Source organism: Verrucomicrobiota bacterium (assembly GCA_027622555.1).
GTDB lineage: Bacteria > Verrucomicrobiota > Verrucomicrobiia > Opitutales > UBA2995 > UBA2995.
The window spans coordinates 1-20,514 of record JAQBYJ010000095.1 but is presented as its reverse complement, the minus strand read 5'-3'; the positions used below and the strand labels follow the sequence as shown (position 1 = coordinate 20,514).

Below are 20,514 nucleotides of genomic sequence, written 5' to 3'. Positions count from 1 at the left end.
TTTGGTCGGAAGTAAGCTTAACAACAGGAGCGATTCTCATGGACCAAAGCCTAAATCAGTGACGATGGGGAAGTCAACCAATATGTTATATTATTTAAGACGCACTACACTAGCGTTCCGCCAATAGTCAGATTTTTCGGCCAAAGTAACATCGAGGCAAAAAAGGAACCGATCATTACCAGTGCAATGGGCACCGTGTGATTCTGGCTAATTCCGAGATGGACTATCTGTTGCCAGACTCGCGGATAATTCAATTGCCGTTTCCATGGATCCTTCGCGTTGTCGACCATCGGGTCGAGGCCTTCACGCCGGGATTCTGCTCCTGCCGTGATCACCCGCAAATCAGAGAATGAAAGCGGCATGGGACTAAATTGCCAAAGCATCCACGTTTCGCGGTACCCACGTGTTATCATAAGAGACCCAATAACCGTGGTGCCCAAGACGAGCAGTATTACAAATAAACGGTGTGCTCTCATTACTCTAATATGCTACATGCCTACTTCAGGATTCTCACAGTTGATATGCTTCATCTGCTTAACTTACGTTATTGGATTTGATGGCCATAGCTGCCATTCCTGCGATGATGCAGGGGATCGCAAATATAATAAAGTTCGTTGCGATAGTAAAACCTGCGCCAACCAGTTGACCGGCAACAATGGGCCCAAGGATTGCACCCAACCGACCGGCTCCGATGGCCCAGCCTACACCCGTAGTCCTTATTTCCGCTGGATACAGTCGAGCAGCTACTGGATACAATCCCACAAAACCACCCTGCATCGCGAAGCCAATTACACCAAACATTACCAACACCATTGCGGAGCCTGAGAAGTTTCCAAATACCATCATCAGGACCGCAGCGCTTCCTAGAAAAATAAGAATAGTTTTTCGCAAACCAATTTTAACGGCCATCCCTCCCAAAGCGACAATTCCTACAAACGAACCTAAATTAAAAACGGTTCCTGAATATATACCCAAGCGCTCCGGCATACCAGCTGCAGTGGTCAGCTTTGGAATCCAGCTCAGGAGAAAATACAGAGTGGCAAAGGCCATAAAGAAGGCCAACCAAAGTAAGAGTGTTTGGGCTTTTAGTTCTCCCTTTAACAAACTGGAAACAGAACCTGCTTTTGCTGTTTCCTTGATGTGAGGCAATGTGTTGAATGCAGGAATCTGCATTCTTTCGAGAATCCGGTTGATTTTTTTCAAGGCATTCCGAGGCCTTTTTTTAACCAGGTATTCCAGGGATTCGGACAGGAAAAACAGAACGAGCGGGATTGTCACCAGAGTGGCGATACCGGCGAACTGAAACATTCCTCGCCAGCCCATCGCTGGAATAATCTCAGCCGCAATCAGGCCTGCAAAAACAGCTCCAACAGGATAACCACCCATTACCAGGCTAACCCAAAAGTCTTTGCTTTTATTGGGAGCATATTCTGATGCCAGTGTCGAAACACTTGCCAACATACTGCCTATTCCCAGGCCACTAATGAACCGCAAGAGCATGAGTTGATTGACCGTTTCTGCGAAGGAGGTGGCAAAAACGCTAACGCCCATAAGAACAGCGCACCCCAAAATAATGGCCTTTCGGCCAATCCTGTCCGCCTGAGGTGCAATGAACAGCGCACCCATGGTCATCCCGATCAGAGCCGCGCTGAAAACGACACCCAGAGCTTGTGGGCTCACTCCCCATTCTTCACTGATGGAAGCAGCGGTGAATGCGATTACCAGCACGTCCATGCCATCCAGCATATTCATCAAAAAGCAAATGAGAATGGTGGCATATTGTATTGCCGTCATTTTCTGTTGGTCGATGAGGGTAGTAATATTAGATTCGGGAGAAGACATGTTGGGAAGGTTTTTAAGTAAGGTGATTCTTCAGCGCCAGCCATAACTAACAGGAAATGATTGGAACCGTGGTTCTCTGGTTTTGCCCTCTGTTTGATAAGCTCCGTATCCATCGGTGCTGGATTACTCTCTCAAAGAAAAGGAGACCAGGCCCCATGAAAGGATTGCGGTTAGCCTACTCAGGATTCAATTTTCAGGAATGAAAATGACTTCGCTGTTCAAAATTCCAGGTCTTCTCGCAATCGCAATAACTGTACTTTCAACTGCCTCTGAAGCTGCGGAGCATCGTGACTCAAAAGACCAGAAGGTTTTGTTTATAGGTAACAGTTTTACCTATGGAGGCGGATCGGCCGTTCAGTATTACCGAACGAAATCGGTGACTGATCTCAACGATAGTGGTAAGGGAGGTGTTCCGGCGCTGTTCAAAGCTTTTACGGTTCAGGCCGGACTGGATTTTGATGTGTATCACGAATTGATTGGCGGGTCTGGAATTGATCGTCATTTGGCCGAGAAATCAGACGTCTTGGCCAAGTCTTGGGATCAGGTGGTTATGCATGGTTTCAGCACTCTCGATCGGAATAAGCCGGGCGATCCAGCTGTCTTGGTCTCGTCGGCCAAACAAATGGCGGAGCTACTTCATAAACAGAACTCCAAGGTGAATATTCGTTTGGAGGCTACCTGGTCACGTGCCGATCAAACCTATCCTGAGAAAGGTCATTGGCATGGCAAAACAATCGACGTTATGGCGAAAGATGTAAGGGCAGCTTACAATCTCGCCGCAGACAGTTCGCCGTTTATTGGCGGAGTGATTCCTGTAGGTGAAGCGTGGAACCGAGCCATGGCAACCGGAGTTGCCGATCCTAATCCCTATGATGGCATTGCTTTTGGTCAGGTCGACCTTTGGACTCATGATCATTACCATGGAGGAACCTATGGATACTACCTGTCCGCATTGGTGGTTTTCGGAGAACTCACCGGACTTGACCCAAGGTCACTCGGAGAAGGCGAACGGTGCGCGTTCGAGTTGGGCGTATCCAAAACACAGGCTGCTGCCCTTCAACAGGTCGCCTTCGACGAACTTTCAGCAGCTGAATCGGCCCGCGTATTGAAGAAGTTCCAGCCAGTCGCTTTATCGCGATAGATCTGAAGTCCTATAGGAATCTGAAACAGATACACCAAATTATTACAGCAATTCGATTAGCCCATCGTAGCTATGCATTTATTCGGCACGGGTCTAATATCCCGCCGGTTGCGGCGTACCAAAATTTCCAATTTCAAATCTCAAATACCCCGCAGCTGCGAAGCGGCTGGCGACCGCAAGGTCGAGGGCTTGCCCCGGGGATTATTTATTCTTTAGACGAAGAACCTACAATCATTCCGGCTGGGCTCTTGTGCCTACTGAACCAGAACCACAATCCACCGTTGATCACAATCAGCAGGATGATCAGCACCCAGAAAAGGGAAGTGGTGCCATCGACTAAACCCACTTTGGAAAACAAAAGATACGTGGCCACTACGCCGGAGAATAAAGTGGCTGAACAAGGGATAAGGAAGCGCCATGGAGTCATGTCCACCAGGTTCTTCATTTCGTAAGTCCAAGCTACGGCCTGTGGGCGGAGATAACCGGTTGCAAGCATGATGCCAACTTCAATTAAGAACAGCACTGCGTAGAGATGGAGAAAGTGAATGGGCAGCAATTCGTCTAGTACAAACTTCATTAAGCCATAGGCGACCACATGGAAAATAATGGCGATTTTTGCTCCCAGCGCTGGAACTCGCTTTGTAAACAGACCGACCAGAACCACCGCCACAACCGGGATGTTATAGAAACCGGTGAATATGCGAATGATCTGCCACAGACCGTCAGGTGAGAAATACAGGAGTGGGGCAACAATGAACGAAAACAGTGCAATGACCACACTGGCAATTTTAGCTACACGCAGCATCTGCTCATCACTTACTTCTTCCTTTTTCATCGGCGCATATACGTCGAGGCAGAAAAGCGTCGCAGCGCTATTCAGGAGAGAATTAAAAGAGCTGAAGACCGCACCCAGCAAAACTGCCAGGAAAAATCCGGTGGCATACACGGGTAGCACATCGCGAATCAACTGCGGATAGGCCAGATCGATTGTTGCCAAGCCGGGGCCATAGAGATGGAACGCGATGACTCCGGGAATCATCATCATGAAGGGCACCAGAATTTTGAAAAAACCGGAGAACAGGACGCCCTTTTGTCCTTCTGCCAGGTTCTTTGCTCCCAAGGTTCTTTGAATCACATATTGATTGGTGCACCAGTAAAACAGATTGGCAAAAATCATCCCGGTAAACAGTGTGCCAAATGGAGTTGGATCTGTAGCACTGCCAATAGCGTCCAGTTTGTACGTTTCATTCGTGGTAATTATGGAAAGTCCTTCAGCTATACTGCCGTGGCCTAGCGCAGATAGTCCCAGAATGGGTACGGCGATACCGATGATCAAGAGACCGACGCCATTCAATGTATCCGAAACTGCGACAGCCTTTAGTCCTCCAAACACGGCATAAATGGCGCCGATGCTTCCTATGCTGACAATGGTCAGGATCAAAGCCGGGACGTATCCGATATTAAACAGCTCGGGAACATCGAATAGCCTCAATACTGCAACTGAACCCGCGTAGAGAACTGACGGTATCGTAACCAGTCCATAGCCCACCATAAACAAAATCACCGACATCCGCCGGACGCTTCCATCGAATCGATCGTTGAGGAATTGAGGGAGAGTGCTGAATGCTCCGGCCAGATAACGCGGCAGGAAAATAACCGCCATAGCAATAGTAGCGACTGCCGCCGTAACTTCCCAACCCATACTGCTCATATTATAACCGTAGGCTGAGCCGTTAAGTCCTATCAACTGTTCCGCCGAGAGATTTGTTAACAGCATCGAACCCGCGATAAATATTGCACCCAGTCCTCTTCCAGCAAGGAAGTAGCCGTCTTTCGTGCTCACTTCTCCGCGTGTTTTCAAATAGGATATCCATGCAACCAATGCCATGAAGAATGCGCAGCTGAGTATAGTTATAACTAAATCATTTCCTTCCATACAGCTGGTAATTGATCTTACCTGCCTCAAAAAGCCGAGAACAAAGAAACGCTTTTTAAGAATGGAGTAGCGATTTTGAAAAGCGTCGAAAAGAGTGGAATGATTATTTTGGGTAGGGCTCGATCGGCGAGCGAGCCGTCTGGGAATCAGCAGTTAGAACCTACCGAGACATAGCTACGATTCAAAAAGTCGCGATGTAGGACTTACTTGGTTTCTTGGTAAAACCATCAAGGTTATCTTTCAAATGCCGATTGCGCAGCCTCGCGTTCTGAAGGACTCAGAACTCCATCGCCATCTTCATCGAACCGCTCGATCATTCGTTTTAAAAATCCTTCTCGATTATTTCCACCTCTTCCTGCCAACGCTCCGCGGCCCTTATTCCTCCCGGACTCGGCCGTGTGGGTTCTAATCGCCTGATTGAGTTTTCCGAATTCATTCTTATTTGCTGCAACCATCTGTAGTGACACACTTCCCATTTCATCTGCAGACTCTCGCCCCCACCTAACGCCTATTGGAGGGTTATTGGGATTGTTTGGGTTATCCTCTGAATTGTCCCAAACAACTTCTCCATCCAGCCTCGTTCCCGCAGGAAGATAAACAAAGTCCTTGTAACGATATTGTTCCTGCCAGGAAAAATCCCAATCCGTTATCGAAAGAAGTTCTTTCATTTCACCATTGGGCAGGGTGGCGGTCATTTTCATACGCTTACCTAAATAATGGGCATGGGAACTGACGCCAAATGCCTTTACGTCTACAGGAAGAACAAACGAATCCGTTTTCGTATAATTGCTTTCTCCGGCGGGTATGTTGACTCCCGCCAACGCGCCGAAAACCGGAGGAAGCTGAATGGCTGTAAATCTTTCTTTAGGAGGTTCATTCGAAAAATATAATCCGACCGTTGATACTTCCGTTTCTTCTTTCCCGGACGGATGAAAATGCGTGGATAGAATCAGGTCAGCGCCCTTAGGGAGATAAAAAGCCAGTCCTTCGGGTAATTTTTTTGGAATACCTCCAACTGCCCAGCCTCCAAGAGAACTCTCTCCACGCTGAGCTTCTCCTCCCATACTTCTGTATCCAGGAATTGGATCTGCCACATCCTGTTCACGTGCCTGACCGCTCGTATCATAACTGAAAAGCGAATGGTGTACCACCGAACGTTTTCCGGGTCTGAATTCTATGGCCTGGATCCATTTATCTTCTTCCAGATTGAGAGGGATTGCAAAATTGCGATAAATGTCCGGCCCTTCCGCATAGAGCGTATAACCTTCCTCCATCCTCACTACCAGATCCGGTTCCCCGAGTTGCCAGCCTTCAGTGAATTTCGGAAGTGCAGGCAGTTTGGACGGATCTCCTTCCGCCATACCGCTTTCCACCCAGTCACGCATTAGGGCAATTTCTTTTTCGCTTAGACTCCGATGATCCTGAAACTCATAGTCTCTGGAATGGGCATGCCACGGCGGCATAAAACGATCCTCAATAGCATCCAAAATGAGCTCTCCGCGTTTTTGGACATCCCTGTAATCCATTAACGAAAATGGCGCTGCTTCATTTGGCCTGTGGCAGGAGGTGCAATTATTGAACACAATCGGCGCAATGTGATCGGTGAATGTGATTTGCTGCATTAGGGAAACTTCTTTTCCTTGGAGCGAAACTCCAAGAATCAAAATGGAAACAAGCGCTAATTGGATTTTGGTTTTCATGATTAATCAAATGCTAGATTGGGGATATAACAACCAACGGCATTGGTTCTAGCCACTGGGATTGTTTTGTTTTCGATTATAGAACCTAATACGTTCCTAAGATCTTTCTCGGTGATCACTCGGCGACGTTGCCCTAATGTTGGGTACATATTGTCGATTCGACCACGATAGGAAATTACACCATCGGGAAGAACCACAACAGCTTCGGGAGTGACAGTTGCGCCAGTCGCCCGAACAAGATCATGGGATTTATCCCATACAGCTGTGAAGTCCGATAACCCATATTCCTTAACGTGTTTCTGAATCTCATCTTTGGTTACATCTGGATCCACGTAGACGAGCATCAGGTCGAATCCTTTTGATTCAAAGTCTTTATACAATCGCGCCAACTCGGGTGAATAAGCATTCGAAATCGGACAGTCCTGCGTCACGAATAAAAGCACGGCGGCTTTTGCCTTTTGGAATTTAAACGGAGTGTGTTCCGTTCCTTTGATATCGATAATGGAAACGCTTGTATCTTCAATCGTTTCAGGAGGTGATGTTTCGTCTCCTCGGAGAAATTGACTCCCTCCAGCGATAAGCAAAATGAACGTTAGCCAATAAAAGCAGGATTTCTTCGGGATTTTCATTTCAAACGGATACTTACTAAGCTCGTTTTATTGAAACGAGCAAATGTTTAGTTGGGTTACGGAGTTGATTATTTCATCTGCGGCCACAATTATGATGACTACCTATTCTCACTATGAAACTTAGAAAATTCCTAAACTGCCTCACCGTTTCCCTTTTCGCTGGTATAGTTTTCCAGTTTCCAGCGGCTAACGCCAAATCCCATGCTGATGAGCACGGACTCGATCCGAGGGAAGACTCGACTGTTCAATACGTTGAGCCCTTCCGCATTTTCGACAACCTGAGTTTCGTGGGAATGGAGTGGGTGTCGGCCTATGTATTGGAAACCAGCGACGGGCTCATTCTTATTGATTCGCTCTACGGTGAGCATGTAGAGCACCTGCTCAACGGCATGCGTAAACTTGGATTCGATCCGGCCGATATCAAAGCAGTGCTCTGCACACACGGTCATTTTGATCATATGGGTGGTGCGGCTGAGCTTCAGCGCTGGACCGGCTGCCAGGTAGGCATGACTCCGAAGGATTGGCTTATGGTGGAACGTGGAGAAACGTTTCAAGTCGATCGATAATCAATTGAGTGAACAAGATGGTGGCGCTCATGCTTTTTATGATGGCATCGGCGTTGTTCTTGAATTCTTCCGAAGACCGCAATTGCTCCAAACTATAATTTGGCCGTCTACTTCTATCTGAGAGTCCCGGGCCCAAGAATGGGGGTAGATTGGCAGTATTCAGGGCAATTCGCTCACTATTTCGTTGGATGGCATTGAGAGATCCTTCCACTGAACTTTCCGTTTCTCGTGCCTTTTGAACCAAATCTCGATCGCGGCTGATGATGGCCGTATTTCCATTCATCAAATCCCCAAGTAATCCCACATAGATTTGTGGCTCGTAGGTACTCCCTAACCTAAAAAGTCCGGCTTCAAAGTCAGCCAACTCTTCTGAGCTGTATTCCGAAAGCATGAGGAATTCAAAAATGTATTCTTGATTTCCCATAAATTTATCGACGTTTTCTTTGGCCATTTGTGCATTCCCAATCGCCTTTCGAACATCTACTTTTAATTGCTCGATATACAACTCAAACTCCACCTGCGCCTTCCGGTCCTCATTCCAGTTGTTCAGCTGAAGCGCCAGCATGATCCCTATGATGATCAACAGAATCTCCCCCACGGCATAACCAAGGTAGCGGAGGAGTTTACCTTCTTTAAAAAGCTTCATACGTATGCTTCTGAACGGGGATTGTTTCATGAGTTCATTATTTAACAACGATCACTTGTTCTCGCTGGAGGGAGCACAGTTCCGAAGAATAGAGTCTTCCTTCACGGTCGGTTACCGGTTAAGGAGCGTCGATTCCATCTGTGGTATTTCTAAAACTCTTTTCGCTTCCTGCGCTTCAACACGACAAAACCGAGCCCAATTCCTCCCAAGATCAGAGCATAGGTGGATGGCTCCGGAATGGCGTAATTTATTTGAATATTAACATTCAGTGGCCAGGCACCGTTGCTAGTCCCCCAATTGGAGATGTCTCCGAAGGCATTCAAAGCCATGGTAGGATTCATAAAGAAGGTGGTTCCTGCGTATGCACCGTTGTCATCGCTGGACAGATTCTGAAAGCTAGTTCCTTCACTAAGGTAGCTGGAACGTAAGTCTCTCCCGCTGCACTCACGCTACCGCTTGTCAGAATACTGGGATCTCGCCCGAAAATGGATCCTAGTATGATGTTGGGACTTCCTGCGCTTCCGGTATAGGCGAACAGTACTTCATTTACTTTATTTCCACTGGTAAACTCAGGGAAACCACTAAGGCTTCCGGCGCCACTTATCACGCCTGGGCCGATATGAACAACAGAGCCAGTACTCAAAAGACTGCCTCCGTTGGTCCAGGTCATTGTTCCACCAGACGCGTAAGTATTATCAAATGCCGCACCATCCCACGCGGCATCCGTAAAGTTGATTGACTGACCAGCTGCGATGTCGGTCAAAGTGACAAAAGCGAATTCTTGTTCATCCGTAGAAAATCCAATCAAGCTTATGTCTCCAGGGGTAAGTTGTCCATATACCGGGACAGACAAGCCTAGGATGGTTGTAGCAAAACAAAAGAACCTATTCATTATAAAAGTTGAGTTGGAAGGGATGAAAACTTGGGTAAGCGGAAAAAAGTGGTAACATCGCCCAGGCCTGAGGGCAAGCTTCAAAAATGAGGTGAAAGATTCAGATGCATGAAGGGAAATGGTTAACAGAAACATCTAAAACCGATTCGATAACCAAGCTGCCCTGCATCGCGCATGGCCGAAGCGGGATAACCCTCAGCCGTATTGCCACTATTCATACTCCTCCAAAACGACCACTAGCTCTTCCAGGTTCTTCGCAATTCTACCCTTGATGCTACCGACGTTTATTGTCTGAGCCGCTAAGGTTTGTGCCAAGCGGAGAAATTCGGGTGGCGTGCGTAATTGTTCCAAGTCATAACGTAAAGGCATGTCTGGATCTACTCTGCTGATTTTAGAAACGTAGGTGTCGAGATTAACACCTCTTAGATTGTTGGCCTCATGGATATGTCTGATAGCGCTTAGGAGCCGTCACAAAATAACTTGAACTTATCAAGCAACTTTTACCGCTTAGTTAGGGCCTTGCGTCCTTTAAAGGTGTGAAGTTATTTTGTGACGGGCCCTTAGCTGTCTTTTTGTCAGAGCAATTTTCTCTAGAACTTCCTCGTACAGGCTTTCATCTCTCCTGAGAATGGTTGTGCGACCTTCTAGCAACTCTCCTAGCAATCCAATCTCTGTCATTGGCTCTGAATAGTTGGCCTACCCACTGAGTGCTGATTCAAATGCAGCAAATTCCTCATTGGTGAATTCTGATTATCCTAAAAATTCTACCACGGAGTATTTTCTTATTCCTGAGCTTTTATTCATTTCCTCCAGTCCTTGAAAATATTCAATCCCCCTTTTCACATCCTCCTTCAAGCGTATGACATACAAATCAAATTCCTCCTCCGCCTTCCTGTCTTGCAAATACCGGTTGTCCCCAAGCATAGTATTCTTCGAAGCCGAGTCGTTCATCTTTTTGTGTAAAGGTGACCCGGGCGCGAACGTAGGCCACAGATTTTGGAATCGCGAAAGTTGCTTCCTTGCCGTGGACCGATTTAAGGACCTCTCCTTTTGGTCCTATAAATTCAATGCGATAGCCTTCAACTCCATTTTCGACCGGCAATCCGCTCCAGGGTGGTAAGGCGGCGATTTCCTGCTGCGTACTCTCGTTGTTCACCGCTAATGAATAACTCTTCGCGGTCTTGTCACAAACACTCAAATGAACACCGGAGCTTGCATAAAAATGGCCATCGAACATCGCGTGAGTAATTGCATCCGGCGTCAACTCATCTGACTGAACCATGACCCAACCCAGACCGGGGTTGGGTTTTTCGGGACTGATCTCCTGCAAAATATGAGCATCGTCAGATCCAACTCCGTAGACAAACAATCCTCCCGTAAGTAGCTCATCCCAAATGCCTTCAGCCGTAATGGGATATCCCATGCCTTTTCGTTTATGAAGATTATTCCCCTTGGTGCTGGCATTGTAGAGCTCGAGCATGTGCAGGTTCTTGGCCGGTAGGATGTCATGTCCGGTGATGTTGGTTCCTCCATGTGGATGATTGAGTATGGTGTGACCCCCAGCTTCCCCAATGCGGTGGATATGATTCTCAATAATCTGTGCTGGTTCCTTTACGCCTTCATCGTGCCAATCGACGAGACGGTTAATATTCATAGCTGTTGTATGGATACTAAGCTCACCTGTCACTTCTTCACCGGGAATTAAAATGAAATCCATCCGCCTGTTTGCAGGCATTTTTACGGTTTTCGGATCGATGAACTTGTTGTGCTCACTCAGGATTAAAAAATTGTACCCGCGATCGTGGTACCACTTTGTTACTGCTTCGGGCGTAGAGTCCGCGTGTCCGCATAGTATTGTATGGGCATGGGTGTTGCCGCGATACCATTCGGACGAGGCAAAGCAAACGGAGGTTAAGATAAATATACCGAAAACGGTTGGTAGTTTAAAAATCTTCATAGGCGGTTTTGATTATTGGTAAATGCTTAGTTTTCTGATTCTCTCCAATATGAATAGGAGTTGGATCCTTTAACAGGTTTTGTTGTTATTTTGAAGTTTGGGTTTATTGAGAAGAGATGGAGAGCTCTTTTATTAAGTATGAAAAAAGGGAAGAGACTCAAGGCTGATTATGGATTCGGGACGAAGGAGGTGGGACGTTAGGCGAGGGGAATTTTCAATCGTCGTTATGGTCACTGGGATTCTGCTTCACTTCAATAATGACGTGAGTGGATAACAAGGCAGGGACGGTGTGGGTGATCAGTCGTGGATATGGGCCTTATGCAATATGAAAGGTGTGGCAGGTCACTCGCGAGTGTGATTCTGAAACTAGTTTTAGATTGGAGCAATTGACTGCATTGATGTTGATGAAATTGTAGGAGGGGGTTTATCCCCCGATTGCTTGGTAGAGCTTCGAATAATCGGGGGATAAACCCCCTCCTACAACTCCTTATTCAGACCGCTACATTCAGAGAGTTGGAGGTACGAATTCGGTCATCCAGGTATGCCGCCTTTAGTTGCATAGGTTTTCAACAATGATCTCCTTCGTTCTTTTCTGTTCTTAAATGTTTTTCAACAACAGGATTTACCCACAGGGACTTATGGTCTCTGATGCTCAGATTCGCAATCCAGTTCCACCTGCCCTAAGCTTATGAAATGTCTTCTTATCCTGAGTTTTCTTCTCGTTCTTAACGCTGCTTTTGCGGATTGGCCGCAGGGTCCGGGTGCTACAGGTGATTTTAGCACGTCGGGTAAATATCCGCTGAAATGGAGCGTGGCGGAAGACCGGTCCATCGCCTGGAAACTTACCTTGCCCGAGACGGGACAAAGCACGCCGGTCATCTCGAACGGTCGGGTTTTCTTTACGACGTTTCAGGCTGTTCAGCAGGATTCCGCTGTTGCCAGCGGTATTGTTGCGTGGTGTTGCGATGAGAAAACCGGAGAAGTACTTTGGCAGCGGGACATTCCCGGGCGCTATCCCCTCAAGATGTCGGGCCCTTTCAGCGACAGTAGTTCGCCCTCGGCCGTGTGTGATGGGAAGCGCGTGGTATTTATCAATGGATCGGGGACGATCGCCTGTTTTGATCTGGATGGATACGTGCAGTGGAAGAGGGTAATTTTTACGGCGAGCCGAAACATCCCTTTTTTAAGTAATGGCAAGCTTGTATTTACCCGGCAGATTTATGCACCGGATGAAGTTGGGCATTTTACGCATGAACATGTGGATGCTCCACTGGAGAAGTGGACGCAGCTTCAGGCACTGGATATGGCAACCGGGGAGGACCGGTGGGTGTCAAGCTGTGGCGTGAACATGGGGTGTGCGATTCTTCCGCAGAAACTGAGCGATGGAAGAGATGTTGCTCTGGTGGGTCGTGGGGGAGGGCATTCGCCACCGGAAAAACCGGAAGGGGTTTCGCTGGTAGATCTCAAAGAGGGCTCCACCATCTGGACGCTACCGCTGGAAGGATTTATGGCCACGCAGTCGAATATTATTCGTGGCGATTTGGTTCATATTTTCCACAAGGGACTGCACCTGACAGTGAACGCGCTCAATGGAGAAATCGTAAATGAGGTATCTATCATCGATGCCATTCCGACTCGCCGTCGGAGTGAAGATGGTTGGACATCCACTAAAGAAACGCTCGTTGAAAAGAAGGGGCGGATGATAACGCAGGGATCCAATTTGTTAGTGGGTAAGTATCATTATTTCAGAAGTTATACCTCGCCCTACCTGGGGCGGGTAAATGTGGATACGGGATCAGTCGAGTACCTCGAATTTCCGTTGCAAGTGTCGCGGGAGAAAGGAGAGAAGGAACGACTTCTCTGGTATGTTCCGCCGAAGTCAAAGCAGGATACAGAGCTGCGTCTTCAGGCCTTTGCCCTGAACGATATAAAAAATTCCCGCGGGTTTGTGGTGAATGGTGACCAGCGATCGGAAGGGAATGGCTGGGGTCATATCGCCGCGCCCAGTCCATCGGTGACGGATGATTACCTGTATATTCCTGTGATGAGCGGGACGGTGTATGTTCTCCGTTGGAATGTGGATCAATTGAATGAGGACGCCCTCGTCGCGGTGAACGACCTGGGTCCGATTGGTCGCTCCTGGACACGGGCAAGTTTGTCGTTTGCCAATGGAAGAATCTTTGCCCATACGATTCGTGAACTCATTTGCATCGGAGAATGAAAAAGTAAATGTTCTGTTCTAACCAATCTTCTTACTCTCCTGGCAAAGACAAGGCGGGTATCTTTGATATTCCTTTCGGCAGCAAGCTACCTCCTACATCTCGAATCGCGAATCTAAGTGTAGGAGGTAGCTTGCTGCCGATTAGCAAATGCCTAAATTTTTAGACACTTTTATATAGAGATTAAATTTTATGAAAATCATAACCACCGTTTTATTGCTTACCGTCAGTTTGGCCACCTCGGCCTTTTCTGCTGATAAACCGAACCTGGTGTTCATTATCGCCGATGATTGCACGTTTAGAGAAATCGGCTGCTACGGAGGTCAGGCGCTGACGCCAAATATCGATCGCTTGGCCACGGAAGGAATGCGCTTTGAAAACTGCTTTCAGACCGCTCCCATGTGTTCGCCGACGCGGCACACTATTTATACCGGTTTATACCCGGTGAAGAGTGGGGCCTATCCCAACCATACCAATGCGTATGGTTACGTCCAAAGCGTGGTTCATTATCTGCAACCTTTAGGCTACCAAGTAGCCCAGTCGGGGAAAACGCATATCGGACCCGACAGCGTTTTTCCTTTTGAGTCTATCAAAGCAGTTCAGAACAACCCGAACATGAAAGGGATCGACAAACTCTTTAGTGAAGCGAGCAAGAGCAAAGAACCGTTCTGTCTATTTGCCTGTTCGAATGAACCGCATTCACCCTGGGACAAGGGGGATGCGTCTGTATATCCGCCGGATAAGGTCGAGCTTCCGCCTTACATGGTCGATACCTCCAAGGTCCGTGACAGCTTCAGCAAGTATCTGGCAGAAATCACTTACTTCGATGGGCAGGTAGGAGAGATTCTGGGAATGCTCGATAAACATGGCTTGAGCGAAAACACGTTGGTGATGGTGGTCTCGGAACAAGGCAACTCGTTTCCTTTCGCCAAGTGGACCTGCTATGACAGTGGGTTACAATCCGCTATGGTCGTTCGTTGGCCCGGTGTGGTAAAACCGAATACGGTAAGCGATGCGATGGTCGAATATGTGGACGTAACGCCGACCTTCATCGATGCAGCGGGAGGAGCTCCGATTAACAATTTGGATGGCCTCAGTTTTCTCCCGGTTTTGAAAGGGGAAACCAATCACCATAAAGATCAGGTGTATGGGCTGATGACAACACGTGGAATCAATAAGGGCTCCGATGCGTTTGCCATACGCTCCATTCGCAATGACCAGTACAAGCTGATCCTGAATCTGAACCACGAAACCAAATTCACCAATGCCTGTACCGAGTCGAGTGATTTTAAGTCGATGGTCGATAAGGCGAATGCCGGTGACGCGACAGCCAAGAAATTGGTCAATGCCTACTACTACAGGCCTGCGGTTGAGCTATTCGATGTGAAGTCTGATCCTTTGGAGATGAACAACATTGCCGGTGATTCTGCCCATGCAAATGTTATAAAGGATTTGAAGGGAAAATTGCATGCATGGATGGATGAACAAGGTGACGATGGAATCGGAACAGAAATGAAAGCTTACGAACGCATGCCAAGAAGATCAGGGTCTAATGCTCAATAGACCAAATTTTCTATGATGAAAGTAAATTTTCCTCAAATCCATAAATGCTCTTTTGAGAGTCCAAGCATTTTTATGACCAGTCACATTTCCATCCAACTTCCTTCATTTTGAAAATTATTCGTCCGGTTTTTCTGTTTACTTTTAGTCTATGCCTACTTCCTAGTGTATTACTTGCAGAAGCGCGACCCAACGTGTTGTTTATCGCTGTCGACGACATGAATGATTGGGTCGGTTTTTTAAAAGCCTACCCGGGAGTAAAGACTCCACATTTGGACAAATTGGCAAAAGAAGGTGTTGTGTTTGCCAATGCGCACTGTGCGTCCCCAGGTTGCAATCCTTCGCGCACAAGTATTATGACCGGACTCCGGCCTTCGAGCACTGGAGTTTATGCCAACGGCGATGACTGGCGGGTGATGGAATATACCAAGGACGTTGTAACCCTTCCTGATAGTTTTTGGGCGGCCGGCTACACAACAAAAGGCGGCGGTAAACTCTATCATGCTCATACCATTTTTGAAGAGTCGTTAACGGGTCATCTCGACCCAGATCCCTGGGATACTTTCTATCCCTCAAAAGAGCAGCAGTTGCCCAAAGAAATTACACCCGACGTATGGCCCGTAAATTCCAATAACGATTTTTACAGAGGCAGAATCGATTGGTCACCCCTGGATATTTCCGATAATGAAATGGCCGACGGACAAGTTGTCAGTTGGGCCGAAGAAGAATTATCCAAAGAGCACGCCAAACCTCTTTTTCTCGCCGTAGGCGTTTATCGACCCCATTGGCCCTGGTGGGTCCCTCAATCCTATTTTGATCAACACCCCTTAGATGAGATCCAACTCATTCAAGAACCAGCGGATGATTTGGATGATATTCCGGAAGCAGGCCAAAAGATGATTCGAAAGGAGTGGCACGCCTGGATCATGGAAAATAATCAGAGAAAGAAAATTGTTCAGGCCTACCTTGCCTCGATGACTTTTGCCGATGCTATGGTGGGACGCCTCATTTCTGCCCTGGAAAACGGGCCCATGGCAAATACACCATTGTGGTACTATGGTCCGATCATGGGTATCACTTTGGGAGCAAAAATCATTGGGAGAAATTTGCCCTCTGGGAGGAAGCAACGCACGTGCCACTCATCTTTACGGATCGGCGAAGCGGAAATAATCGTAGTTCAGATTTGTGGCAGTTGGGGAGCCGTTCCAATCAACCTGTAAGTTTGTTAGATCTATATCCAACCCTGGTAGAAATTTGCGGACTCCCTGATCCTGGTCATTTGGAAGGAAAAAGCCTGGTGCCTCTTTTGAAAAATCCGAAGACCAAGACCGGCGATGCAGTGTTAATGACGCACAAATATAAAAATCACGCCGTCAGGTCGGAAAACTGGCGGTATATTCGATACGAAGATGGTTCTGAGGAATTGTATGACCACACAAAAGATCCGAGAGAGTATGAGAACCTGGAGGCTTACCCTGAGTATTCAGAAATTAAGGTCTATCTAGCGCAGTGGTTGCCGGACGTTAATGTTGCGCCCATACCTGAAAAGAAGGACTGAAGTTTTTAAACGTTAGGAAATTCGGCGACTAAGTCCTGCTTTTTTGTCATTTGGAAGACAGGCGCACCATTATTTGCATGACATAGGGATATTGCTCACCTAGAACCTGTCGCTTATGGACCCTATCTTCGTTCTTCTTCTCGGAATCGTCATTGTTTTTGCTGGCATTCTTTTGTTCAAACTACACGCGTTTTTTACCCTGATTCTGGCCGCGATGGCTGTGGCAGCGTTTACTTCAACGGACATGCTAACAGCTTACTGGATCGGGGAAGGCGAGTCGGCTGCGGCCGCCGCGAAGCTGGCCAACTCGGCATTCGGGGAAAGAGTGGCAATCTCGTTTGGTGTAACCTGCGGCAAGATAGGCATCGTCATTTGCATGGCCTCCATCATTGGTAAATGTTTACTGGATAGTGGAGCCGCAATGCGAATCGTGCGAACCATTCTACGAATGTTAGGTGAGAAAAACGCTCCGGCGGCTATGGGAGTCAGTGGTTTCGTTTTAGGGATTCCCGTATTTTTTGATACTGTATTTTATTTATTAATTCCCCTCGCCAAAGCATTGGCGGCCTCCACCAAGAAAAACTATGGTCTTTATGTTTTAGCGATCATCGCCGGTGGTTCGATCGCTCATTCGCAAATACCACCCACTCCGGGGCCGCTCTTCGTAGCAGAAATGCTCAATATTGAAATAGGTGTTATGATGATGGGAGGAATCGTCGTTGGAGGCATTGCTGCTTCATGCGGAATGGTCTACGCTTATTGGATTAACAAGGTAAAACCTATTCCTTTTCGCGATATGGAAGATGGTTCCGACTCAAACGCGCAAAGCTGGGATAACCTGAAAGATGAAGACCTTCCGTCGTTTTGGATTTCAGTGAGCCCTATTTTATTACCGCTTCTTCTCCTTTCGGGTAAAACGATTCTGACAACTATGGCCGGTGCTATCGGCATGGAATTGCCCTCGTGGTTGAATTCAACGGTTCAGTGGCTTGGAGACAAGAATGTAGCATTAACCATCGCTGCCTGTCTTGGAATATTCACCCTTTATAGGGCTAAGAAAAATCAAGGAAACGCAGTAAAGACCGCCATGCAGTCTGCCTTAGCCAGTGGTGGTATCGTATTGATGATCACCTGTGCTGGTGGTTCCTTTGGTGGGATGCTTCAGCAGTCCGGTATTCGCGGTGTGGTCGAACAGTTTTCCGATGCGACCTCTATGGGGTTACTTCCCATGGCTTTTATTTTAACTGCCTTGATTCGCACCGTTCAAGGTTCTGCAACCGTAGCTATGATAACCTCAGTCGGAATACTGGCCCCGTTAGCCGCAAGCGGTACCTTGGGATTTCATCCTATTTATTTGGCGATGGTAATTGGTTTTGGCTCCAAACCCTTTCCATGGATGAATGACAGTGGATTTTGGGTCATCAGTAAAATGAGCGGAATGACCGAAGGTGAGACTATAATCAATTTTTCATTTATGGCTACCATCATGGCAACAGTAGGGCTGATTATTTGTATGATTGCATCGTCCGTGTTGCCATTGGTCTAGCAGTCCCAAGATTCAACTCCTTAATAAATGAAATCTCTTTTTTTGTGTTTCGTCTTAGGATTAATTGTTCTTACGGGGTGTTCTAAAGAGGTTGAATCCAATAACCTTTCTAAAGCAGCCGGGGTGAAACCGAACATCATCCTCATGATGGCGGATGATATGGGAATGGGGGATACCAGCGCTTATCAGGATTTCACTGGAAATGCAGACAGCGTCCAGGTCCGGACGCCTCAGATGGAAAGGCTCGCGGACTTAGGTATGCGGTTTACGGATGCACATACTCCCTCGTCCCGCTGTTCTCCTACACGCTATGGTTTACTGACTGGACGCTACCCCTGGCGCAATCGACTGAAGCACTGGGTTCTTTTTGGATCGCAGGGTGATCCGATGATCGAAGCGGATCGACCGACTATCGCCTCGATGCTACGGGACCATGGCTACACAACGGCGATGTTCGGCAAATGGCATGTCGGTCTTCGTTATCGTCAAGCGGATGGCCGACCGGCCGCTGGTTGGGACGATGCGGATCTTACCCAGCCTTTGCACACATCGCCCATAGATCATGGATTTGATATAGCCAAATTTACTTCTCGCTCGCATGGAACTTCAGGTCCCAATCTGACTGACGGAAAGCCGATCCAATTCCGCGGGCCAGGTCACATCGATGGGCGAGTTGCCATTGCAGCCACGGGAGTTGGCAGGGAAACGGAAGTAGAAGGTCCTGATGCCTACATCTGGGAGAAGCTGGGGAGTCGTCACTCAGACAACGCCGTCGATTTTTTGGACAACCACATAGGCAAGGAGGACACTCAGAACAAACCGTTCTTTCTCTATTATCCCTCCAATTCGAACCACGGACCGTATACACCCGATGATTCCATTGGTGGAGTACCGGTCGCCGGGGCGGCAAGAACGGTGTCCGGTGAATCCATGGATAAACGTCATAACTATATTTATGAAAACGATGTGGCTCTCGGACGGCTGATTGACTGGTTGCAGGAGCATGATGATCCTCGGAATCCGGGAAAGAAGCTATTCGAAACGACCATCCTCATATTTACCAGCGACAATGGAGCAGAGAAGGATAGTGATATAGCAACCGGTCCTTTTCGGAGTCATAAAGGATCCGTTTACGAAGGCGGCCATCGGGTGCCCTTTATTGTCAGCTGGCCTGAAGGCGGGGTCGGTGTTACCACCAATCCTGCTCCTATTAGCTTGCAGGATCTGTATGCCACGTTTGCCGAGATTGTTGGAGCGAAATTGCCGGAATTGGGGGCAGGTGAAAAGGGTGCTGAGGACAGCTACAGTATTCTCTCAGCTTTCAAGGGAGCGGACCTGAGTGGAAGGTCGCCTTTGTTTTTCAATGACCACAAGGAAGCCAAAGAAGATCCGGCTGTATTGGCCATGCGCCTGGATTCGCCAACGGTAAACGGTCATCTTTACCAAGGACAGTGGAAACTTTTTTTCGACCCGCAATTGCTTCGAGCAGGGAAAGCCAAACCTTACGAATTGTATAACCTTGCGGAAGATCAATGGGAGACCACGAACCTGATTAACGATTCGAAACTGGGGCCATTGAAAAATCATCTTACCTCCCTGGCCCTACATCATCGAAACGCCGGTGGACACCGCTACACCGAATTTGCGGATTCCGGGCAGATTGTATTCGATTGGGAGGATGGGCATTTCTCAGAAACGGAAACCATCAACGGTATCACTCTCAGTATTCAGCGTCCTAACGATTCAATGCAGGTAAATTCTGGAGAAGCCATTTTGATTCGTTTTGATAAAAATGTTATTGTGGACTCAGCTGCCATCGTTGCGGGTGAAGGGGTATGTGGTGGTTTCTATACCGTGGGTAACCATGCACCGCTTGCCATTTACTGCGTCGACGCTGACCTAGACGATAAAGATCAAAGTGGTGTACTTAGCGACATTGGTTTCCTAAAGGCTGGAGAAATATTACGCCTGGACAGTAGTCCGCATTTCGGGGTTGAAGCATCCGGCCAATGGAGATTGGAGGCTCTTTCGGTTCGGGCGGTAAAATAATTTTCAGCGACTTAGGTAAAAGCGAAAAAGAAGAAGAGTGAACTCTTATCAAATTCACTCTTCCTATTTTCTCAGATAACTAGGGTCTACTGAAAGTCTTCATCGGTAAATATTCGGAGGAAATAGACATCGTCCTCAAGGTCCGGAATCGTTACCTTTATATCACCACCTGTGGTACTTACATCTTATGAAACACCGCGTGGAAACCCTGTCCAATGGGCACAGCCGCTTTCAAGTAAAACTATGGGCTGTAGGTGAAGAAGAGCCTGAGAA

18 protein-coding genes are annotated in these 20,514 nt (G+C 47.6%); 8 read left to right on the top strand and 10 right to left on the bottom strand.

The window, feature by feature from the left end:
* Nucleotides 1-104: 104 nt before the first annotated feature.
* Both O3C43_19480 and O3C43_19475 read right to left on the bottom strand, forming a co-directional pair.
* The gene (locus O3C43_19480) at nucleotides 105-476 is read right to left on the bottom strand and encodes a hypothetical protein (protein ID MDA1068673.1); all 372 of its coding nucleotides are present in this window, start codon (nucleotides 474-476) and stop codon (nucleotides 105-107) included.
* Nucleotides 477-534: 58 nt separating this feature from the next.
* Nucleotides 535-1,842, bottom strand: coding sequence for an MFS transporter (locus tag O3C43_19475; protein MDA1068672.1), 1,308 nt, complete (start codon nucleotides 1,840-1,842; stop codon nucleotides 535-537).
* Between the two features lie 205 nt (nucleotides 1,843-2,047).
* On the opposite strand from O3C43_19475, the gene O3C43_19470 reads away from it, so the two are divergent.
* Nucleotides 2,048-2,983, top strand: a complete 936-nt coding sequence (locus O3C43_19470; protein MDA1068671.1) for a PEP-CTERM sorting domain-containing protein — start codon at nucleotides 2,048-2,050, stop codon at nucleotides 2,981-2,983.
* Nucleotides 2,984-3,188: 205 nt separating this feature from the next.
* On the opposite strand, the gene O3C43_19465 is transcribed toward O3C43_19470, so the two are convergent.
* The 3 genes from O3C43_19465 to O3C43_19455 all read right to left on the bottom strand — a co-directional run bounded on the left by O3C43_19465 (nucleotide 3,189) and on the right by O3C43_19455 (nucleotide 7,248).
* A complete protein-coding gene (locus tag O3C43_19465) occupies nucleotides 3,189-4,919 on the bottom strand; it encodes a solute:sodium symporter family transporter (protein MDA1068670.1) in 1,731 nt (576 codons plus the stop codon).
* Between the two features lie 233 nt (nucleotides 4,920-5,152).
* Nucleotides 5,153-6,619, bottom strand: a complete 1,467-nt coding sequence (locus O3C43_19460; GenBank protein MDA1068669.1) for a hypothetical protein — start codon at nucleotides 6,617-6,619, stop codon at nucleotides 5,153-5,155.
* 2 nt (nucleotides 6,620-6,621) lie between these two features.
* Nucleotides 6,622-7,248 carry a redoxin domain-containing protein gene (locus O3C43_19455; protein MDA1068668.1) on the bottom strand — a complete coding sequence of 209 codons (627 nt, stop codon included), beginning with the start codon at nucleotides 7,246-7,248 and terminating at the stop codon, nucleotides 6,622-6,624.
* A 113-nt stretch (nucleotides 7,249-7,361) separates the two neighbouring features.
* On the opposite strand from O3C43_19455, the gene O3C43_19450 reads away from it, so the two are divergent.
* Nucleotides 7,362-7,814, top strand: coding sequence for an MBL fold metallo-hydrolase (locus O3C43_19450; protein MDA1068667.1), 453 nt, complete (start codon nucleotides 7,362-7,364; stop codon nucleotides 7,812-7,814).
* On the opposite strand, the gene O3C43_19445 is transcribed toward O3C43_19450, so the two are convergent.
* From O3C43_19445 to O3C43_19425, 5 genes are all read right to left on the bottom strand, one after another.
* Entirely contained in the window at nucleotides 7,774-8,490 is a 717-nt protein-coding gene (locus O3C43_19445) for a DUF6090 family protein (GenBank protein ID MDA1068666.1), read from the bottom strand. The genes O3C43_19450 and O3C43_19445 overlap by 41 nt on opposite strands.
* Nucleotides 8,491-8,609: 119 nt before the next feature.
* Entirely contained in the window at nucleotides 8,610-8,801 is a 192-nt protein-coding gene (locus O3C43_19440; protein MDA1068665.1) for a PEP-CTERM sorting domain-containing protein, read from the bottom strand.
* Nucleotides 8,798-9,352, bottom strand: a complete 555-nt coding sequence (locus O3C43_19435; protein ID MDA1068664.1) for a hypothetical protein — start codon at nucleotides 9,350-9,352, stop codon at nucleotides 8,798-8,800. Before O3C43_19435 ends, O3C43_19440 begins: the two co-directional genes overlap by 4 nt.
* A gap of 210 nt (nucleotides 9,353-9,562) precedes the next feature.
* Nucleotides 9,563-9,721 (bottom strand): hypothetical protein, encoded by a 159-nt coding sequence (locus O3C43_19430; GenBank protein ID MDA1068663.1) that lies wholly within the window; start codon nucleotides 9,719-9,721, stop codon nucleotides 9,563-9,565.
* Nucleotides 9,722-10,223: 502 nt separating this feature from the next.
* The gene (locus O3C43_19425) at nucleotides 10,224-11,309 is read right to left on the bottom strand and encodes a CehA/McbA family metallohydrolase (GenBank protein ID MDA1068662.1); all 1,086 of its coding nucleotides are present in this window, start codon (nucleotides 11,307-11,309) and stop codon (nucleotides 10,224-10,226) included.
* Nucleotides 11,310-11,997: 688 nt separating this feature from the next.
* Between O3C43_19425 and O3C43_19420 the strand changes: the two genes are divergently transcribed.
* From O3C43_19420 to O3C43_19395, 6 genes are all read left to right on the top strand, one after another.
* A complete protein-coding gene (locus O3C43_19420) occupies nucleotides 11,998-13,530 on the top strand; it encodes a PQQ-binding-like beta-propeller repeat protein (protein MDA1068661.1) in 1,533 nt (510 codons plus the stop codon).
* A 190-nt stretch (nucleotides 13,531-13,720) separates the two neighbouring features.
* A complete protein-coding gene (locus O3C43_19415) occupies nucleotides 13,721-15,091 on the top strand; it encodes a sulfatase (protein MDA1068660.1) in 1,371 nt (456 codons plus the stop codon).
* Nucleotides 15,092-15,198: 107 nt separating this feature from the next.
* Nucleotides 15,199-16,308: a sulfatase-like hydrolase/transferase gene (locus O3C43_19410; protein MDA1068659.1), complete on the top strand. Its 1,110-nt coding sequence runs from the start codon at nucleotides 15,199-15,201 to the stop codon at nucleotides 16,306-16,308.
* A 2-nt stretch (nucleotides 16,309-16,310) separates the two neighbouring features.
* A complete protein-coding gene (locus O3C43_19405) occupies nucleotides 16,311-16,646 on the top strand; it encodes a DUF4976 domain-containing protein (protein ID MDA1068658.1) in 336 nt (111 codons plus the stop codon).
* 115 nt (nucleotides 16,647-16,761) lie between these two features.
* Nucleotides 16,762-18,192, top strand: coding sequence for an SLC13 family permease (locus O3C43_19400; GenBank protein MDA1068657.1), 1,431 nt, complete (start codon nucleotides 16,762-16,764; stop codon nucleotides 18,190-18,192).
* A 27-nt stretch (nucleotides 18,193-18,219) separates the two neighbouring features.
* Complete coding sequence (locus O3C43_19395; GenBank protein MDA1068656.1) at nucleotides 18,220-20,241, top strand: arylsulfatase; 2,022 nt, start codon at nucleotides 18,220-18,222, stop codon at nucleotides 20,239-20,241.
* The last annotated feature ends 273 nt before the right edge of the window (nucleotides 20,242-20,514 follow it).

Bases quoted from the DNA above. Each gene is read 5' to 3' on its own strand.
- O3C43_19415 (MDA1068660.1), top strand. From the start codon at position 13,721: ATGAAAATCATAACCACCGTTTTATTGCTTACCGTCAGTTTGGCCACC.
- O3C43_19425 (MDA1068662.1), bottom strand. From the start codon at position 11,309: ATGAAGATTTTTAAACTACCAACCGTTTTCGGTATATTTATCTTAACC.
- O3C43_19440 (MDA1068665.1), bottom strand. From the start codon at position 8,801: ATGAATCCTACCATGGCTTTGAATGCCTTCGGAGACATCTCCAATTGG.
- O3C43_19475 (MDA1068672.1), bottom strand. From the start codon at position 1,842: ATGTCTTCTCCCGAATCTAATATTACTACCCTCATCGACCAACAGAAA.
- O3C43_19420 (MDA1068661.1), top strand. From the start codon at position 11,998: ATGAAATGTCTTCTTATCCTGAGTTTTCTTCTCGTTCTTAACGCTGCT.
- O3C43_19460 (MDA1068669.1), bottom strand. From the start codon at position 6,619: ATGAAAACCAAAATCCAATTAGCGCTTGTTTCCATTTTGATTCTTGGA.
- O3C43_19480 (MDA1068673.1), bottom strand. From the start codon at position 476: ATGAGAGCACACCGTTTATTTGTAATACTGCTCGTCTTGGGCACCACG.
- O3C43_19400 (MDA1068657.1), top strand. From the start codon at position 16,762: ATGGACCCTATCTTCGTTCTTCTTCTCGGAATCGTCATTGTTTTTGCT.
- O3C43_19450 (MDA1068667.1), top strand. From the start codon at position 7,362: ATGAAACTTAGAAAATTCCTAAACTGCCTCACCGTTTCCCTTTTCGCT.
- O3C43_19430 (MDA1068663.1), bottom strand. From the start codon at position 9,721: ATGCCTTTACGTTATGACTTGGAACAATTACGCACGCCACCCGAATTT.
- O3C43_19455 (MDA1068668.1), bottom strand. From the start codon at position 7,248: ATGAAAATCCCGAAGAAATCCTGCTTTTATTGGCTAACGTTCATTTTG.
- O3C43_19470 (MDA1068671.1), top strand. From the start codon at position 2,048: ATGACTTCGCTGTTCAAAATTCCAGGTCTTCTCGCAATCGCAATAACT.
- O3C43_19395 (MDA1068656.1), top strand. From the start codon at position 18,220: ATGAAATCTCTTTTTTTGTGTTTCGTCTTAGGATTAATTGTTCTTACG.
- O3C43_19435 (MDA1068664.1), bottom strand. From the start codon at position 9,352: ATGAATAGGTTCTTTTGTTTTGCTACAACCATCCTAGGCTTGTCTGTC.
- O3C43_19445 (MDA1068666.1), bottom strand. From the start codon at position 8,490: ATGAAACAATCCCCGTTCAGAAGCATACGTATGAAGCTTTTTAAAGAA.
- O3C43_19465 (MDA1068670.1), bottom strand. From the start codon at position 4,919: ATGGAAGGAAATGATTTAGTTATAACTATACTCAGCTGCGCATTCTTC.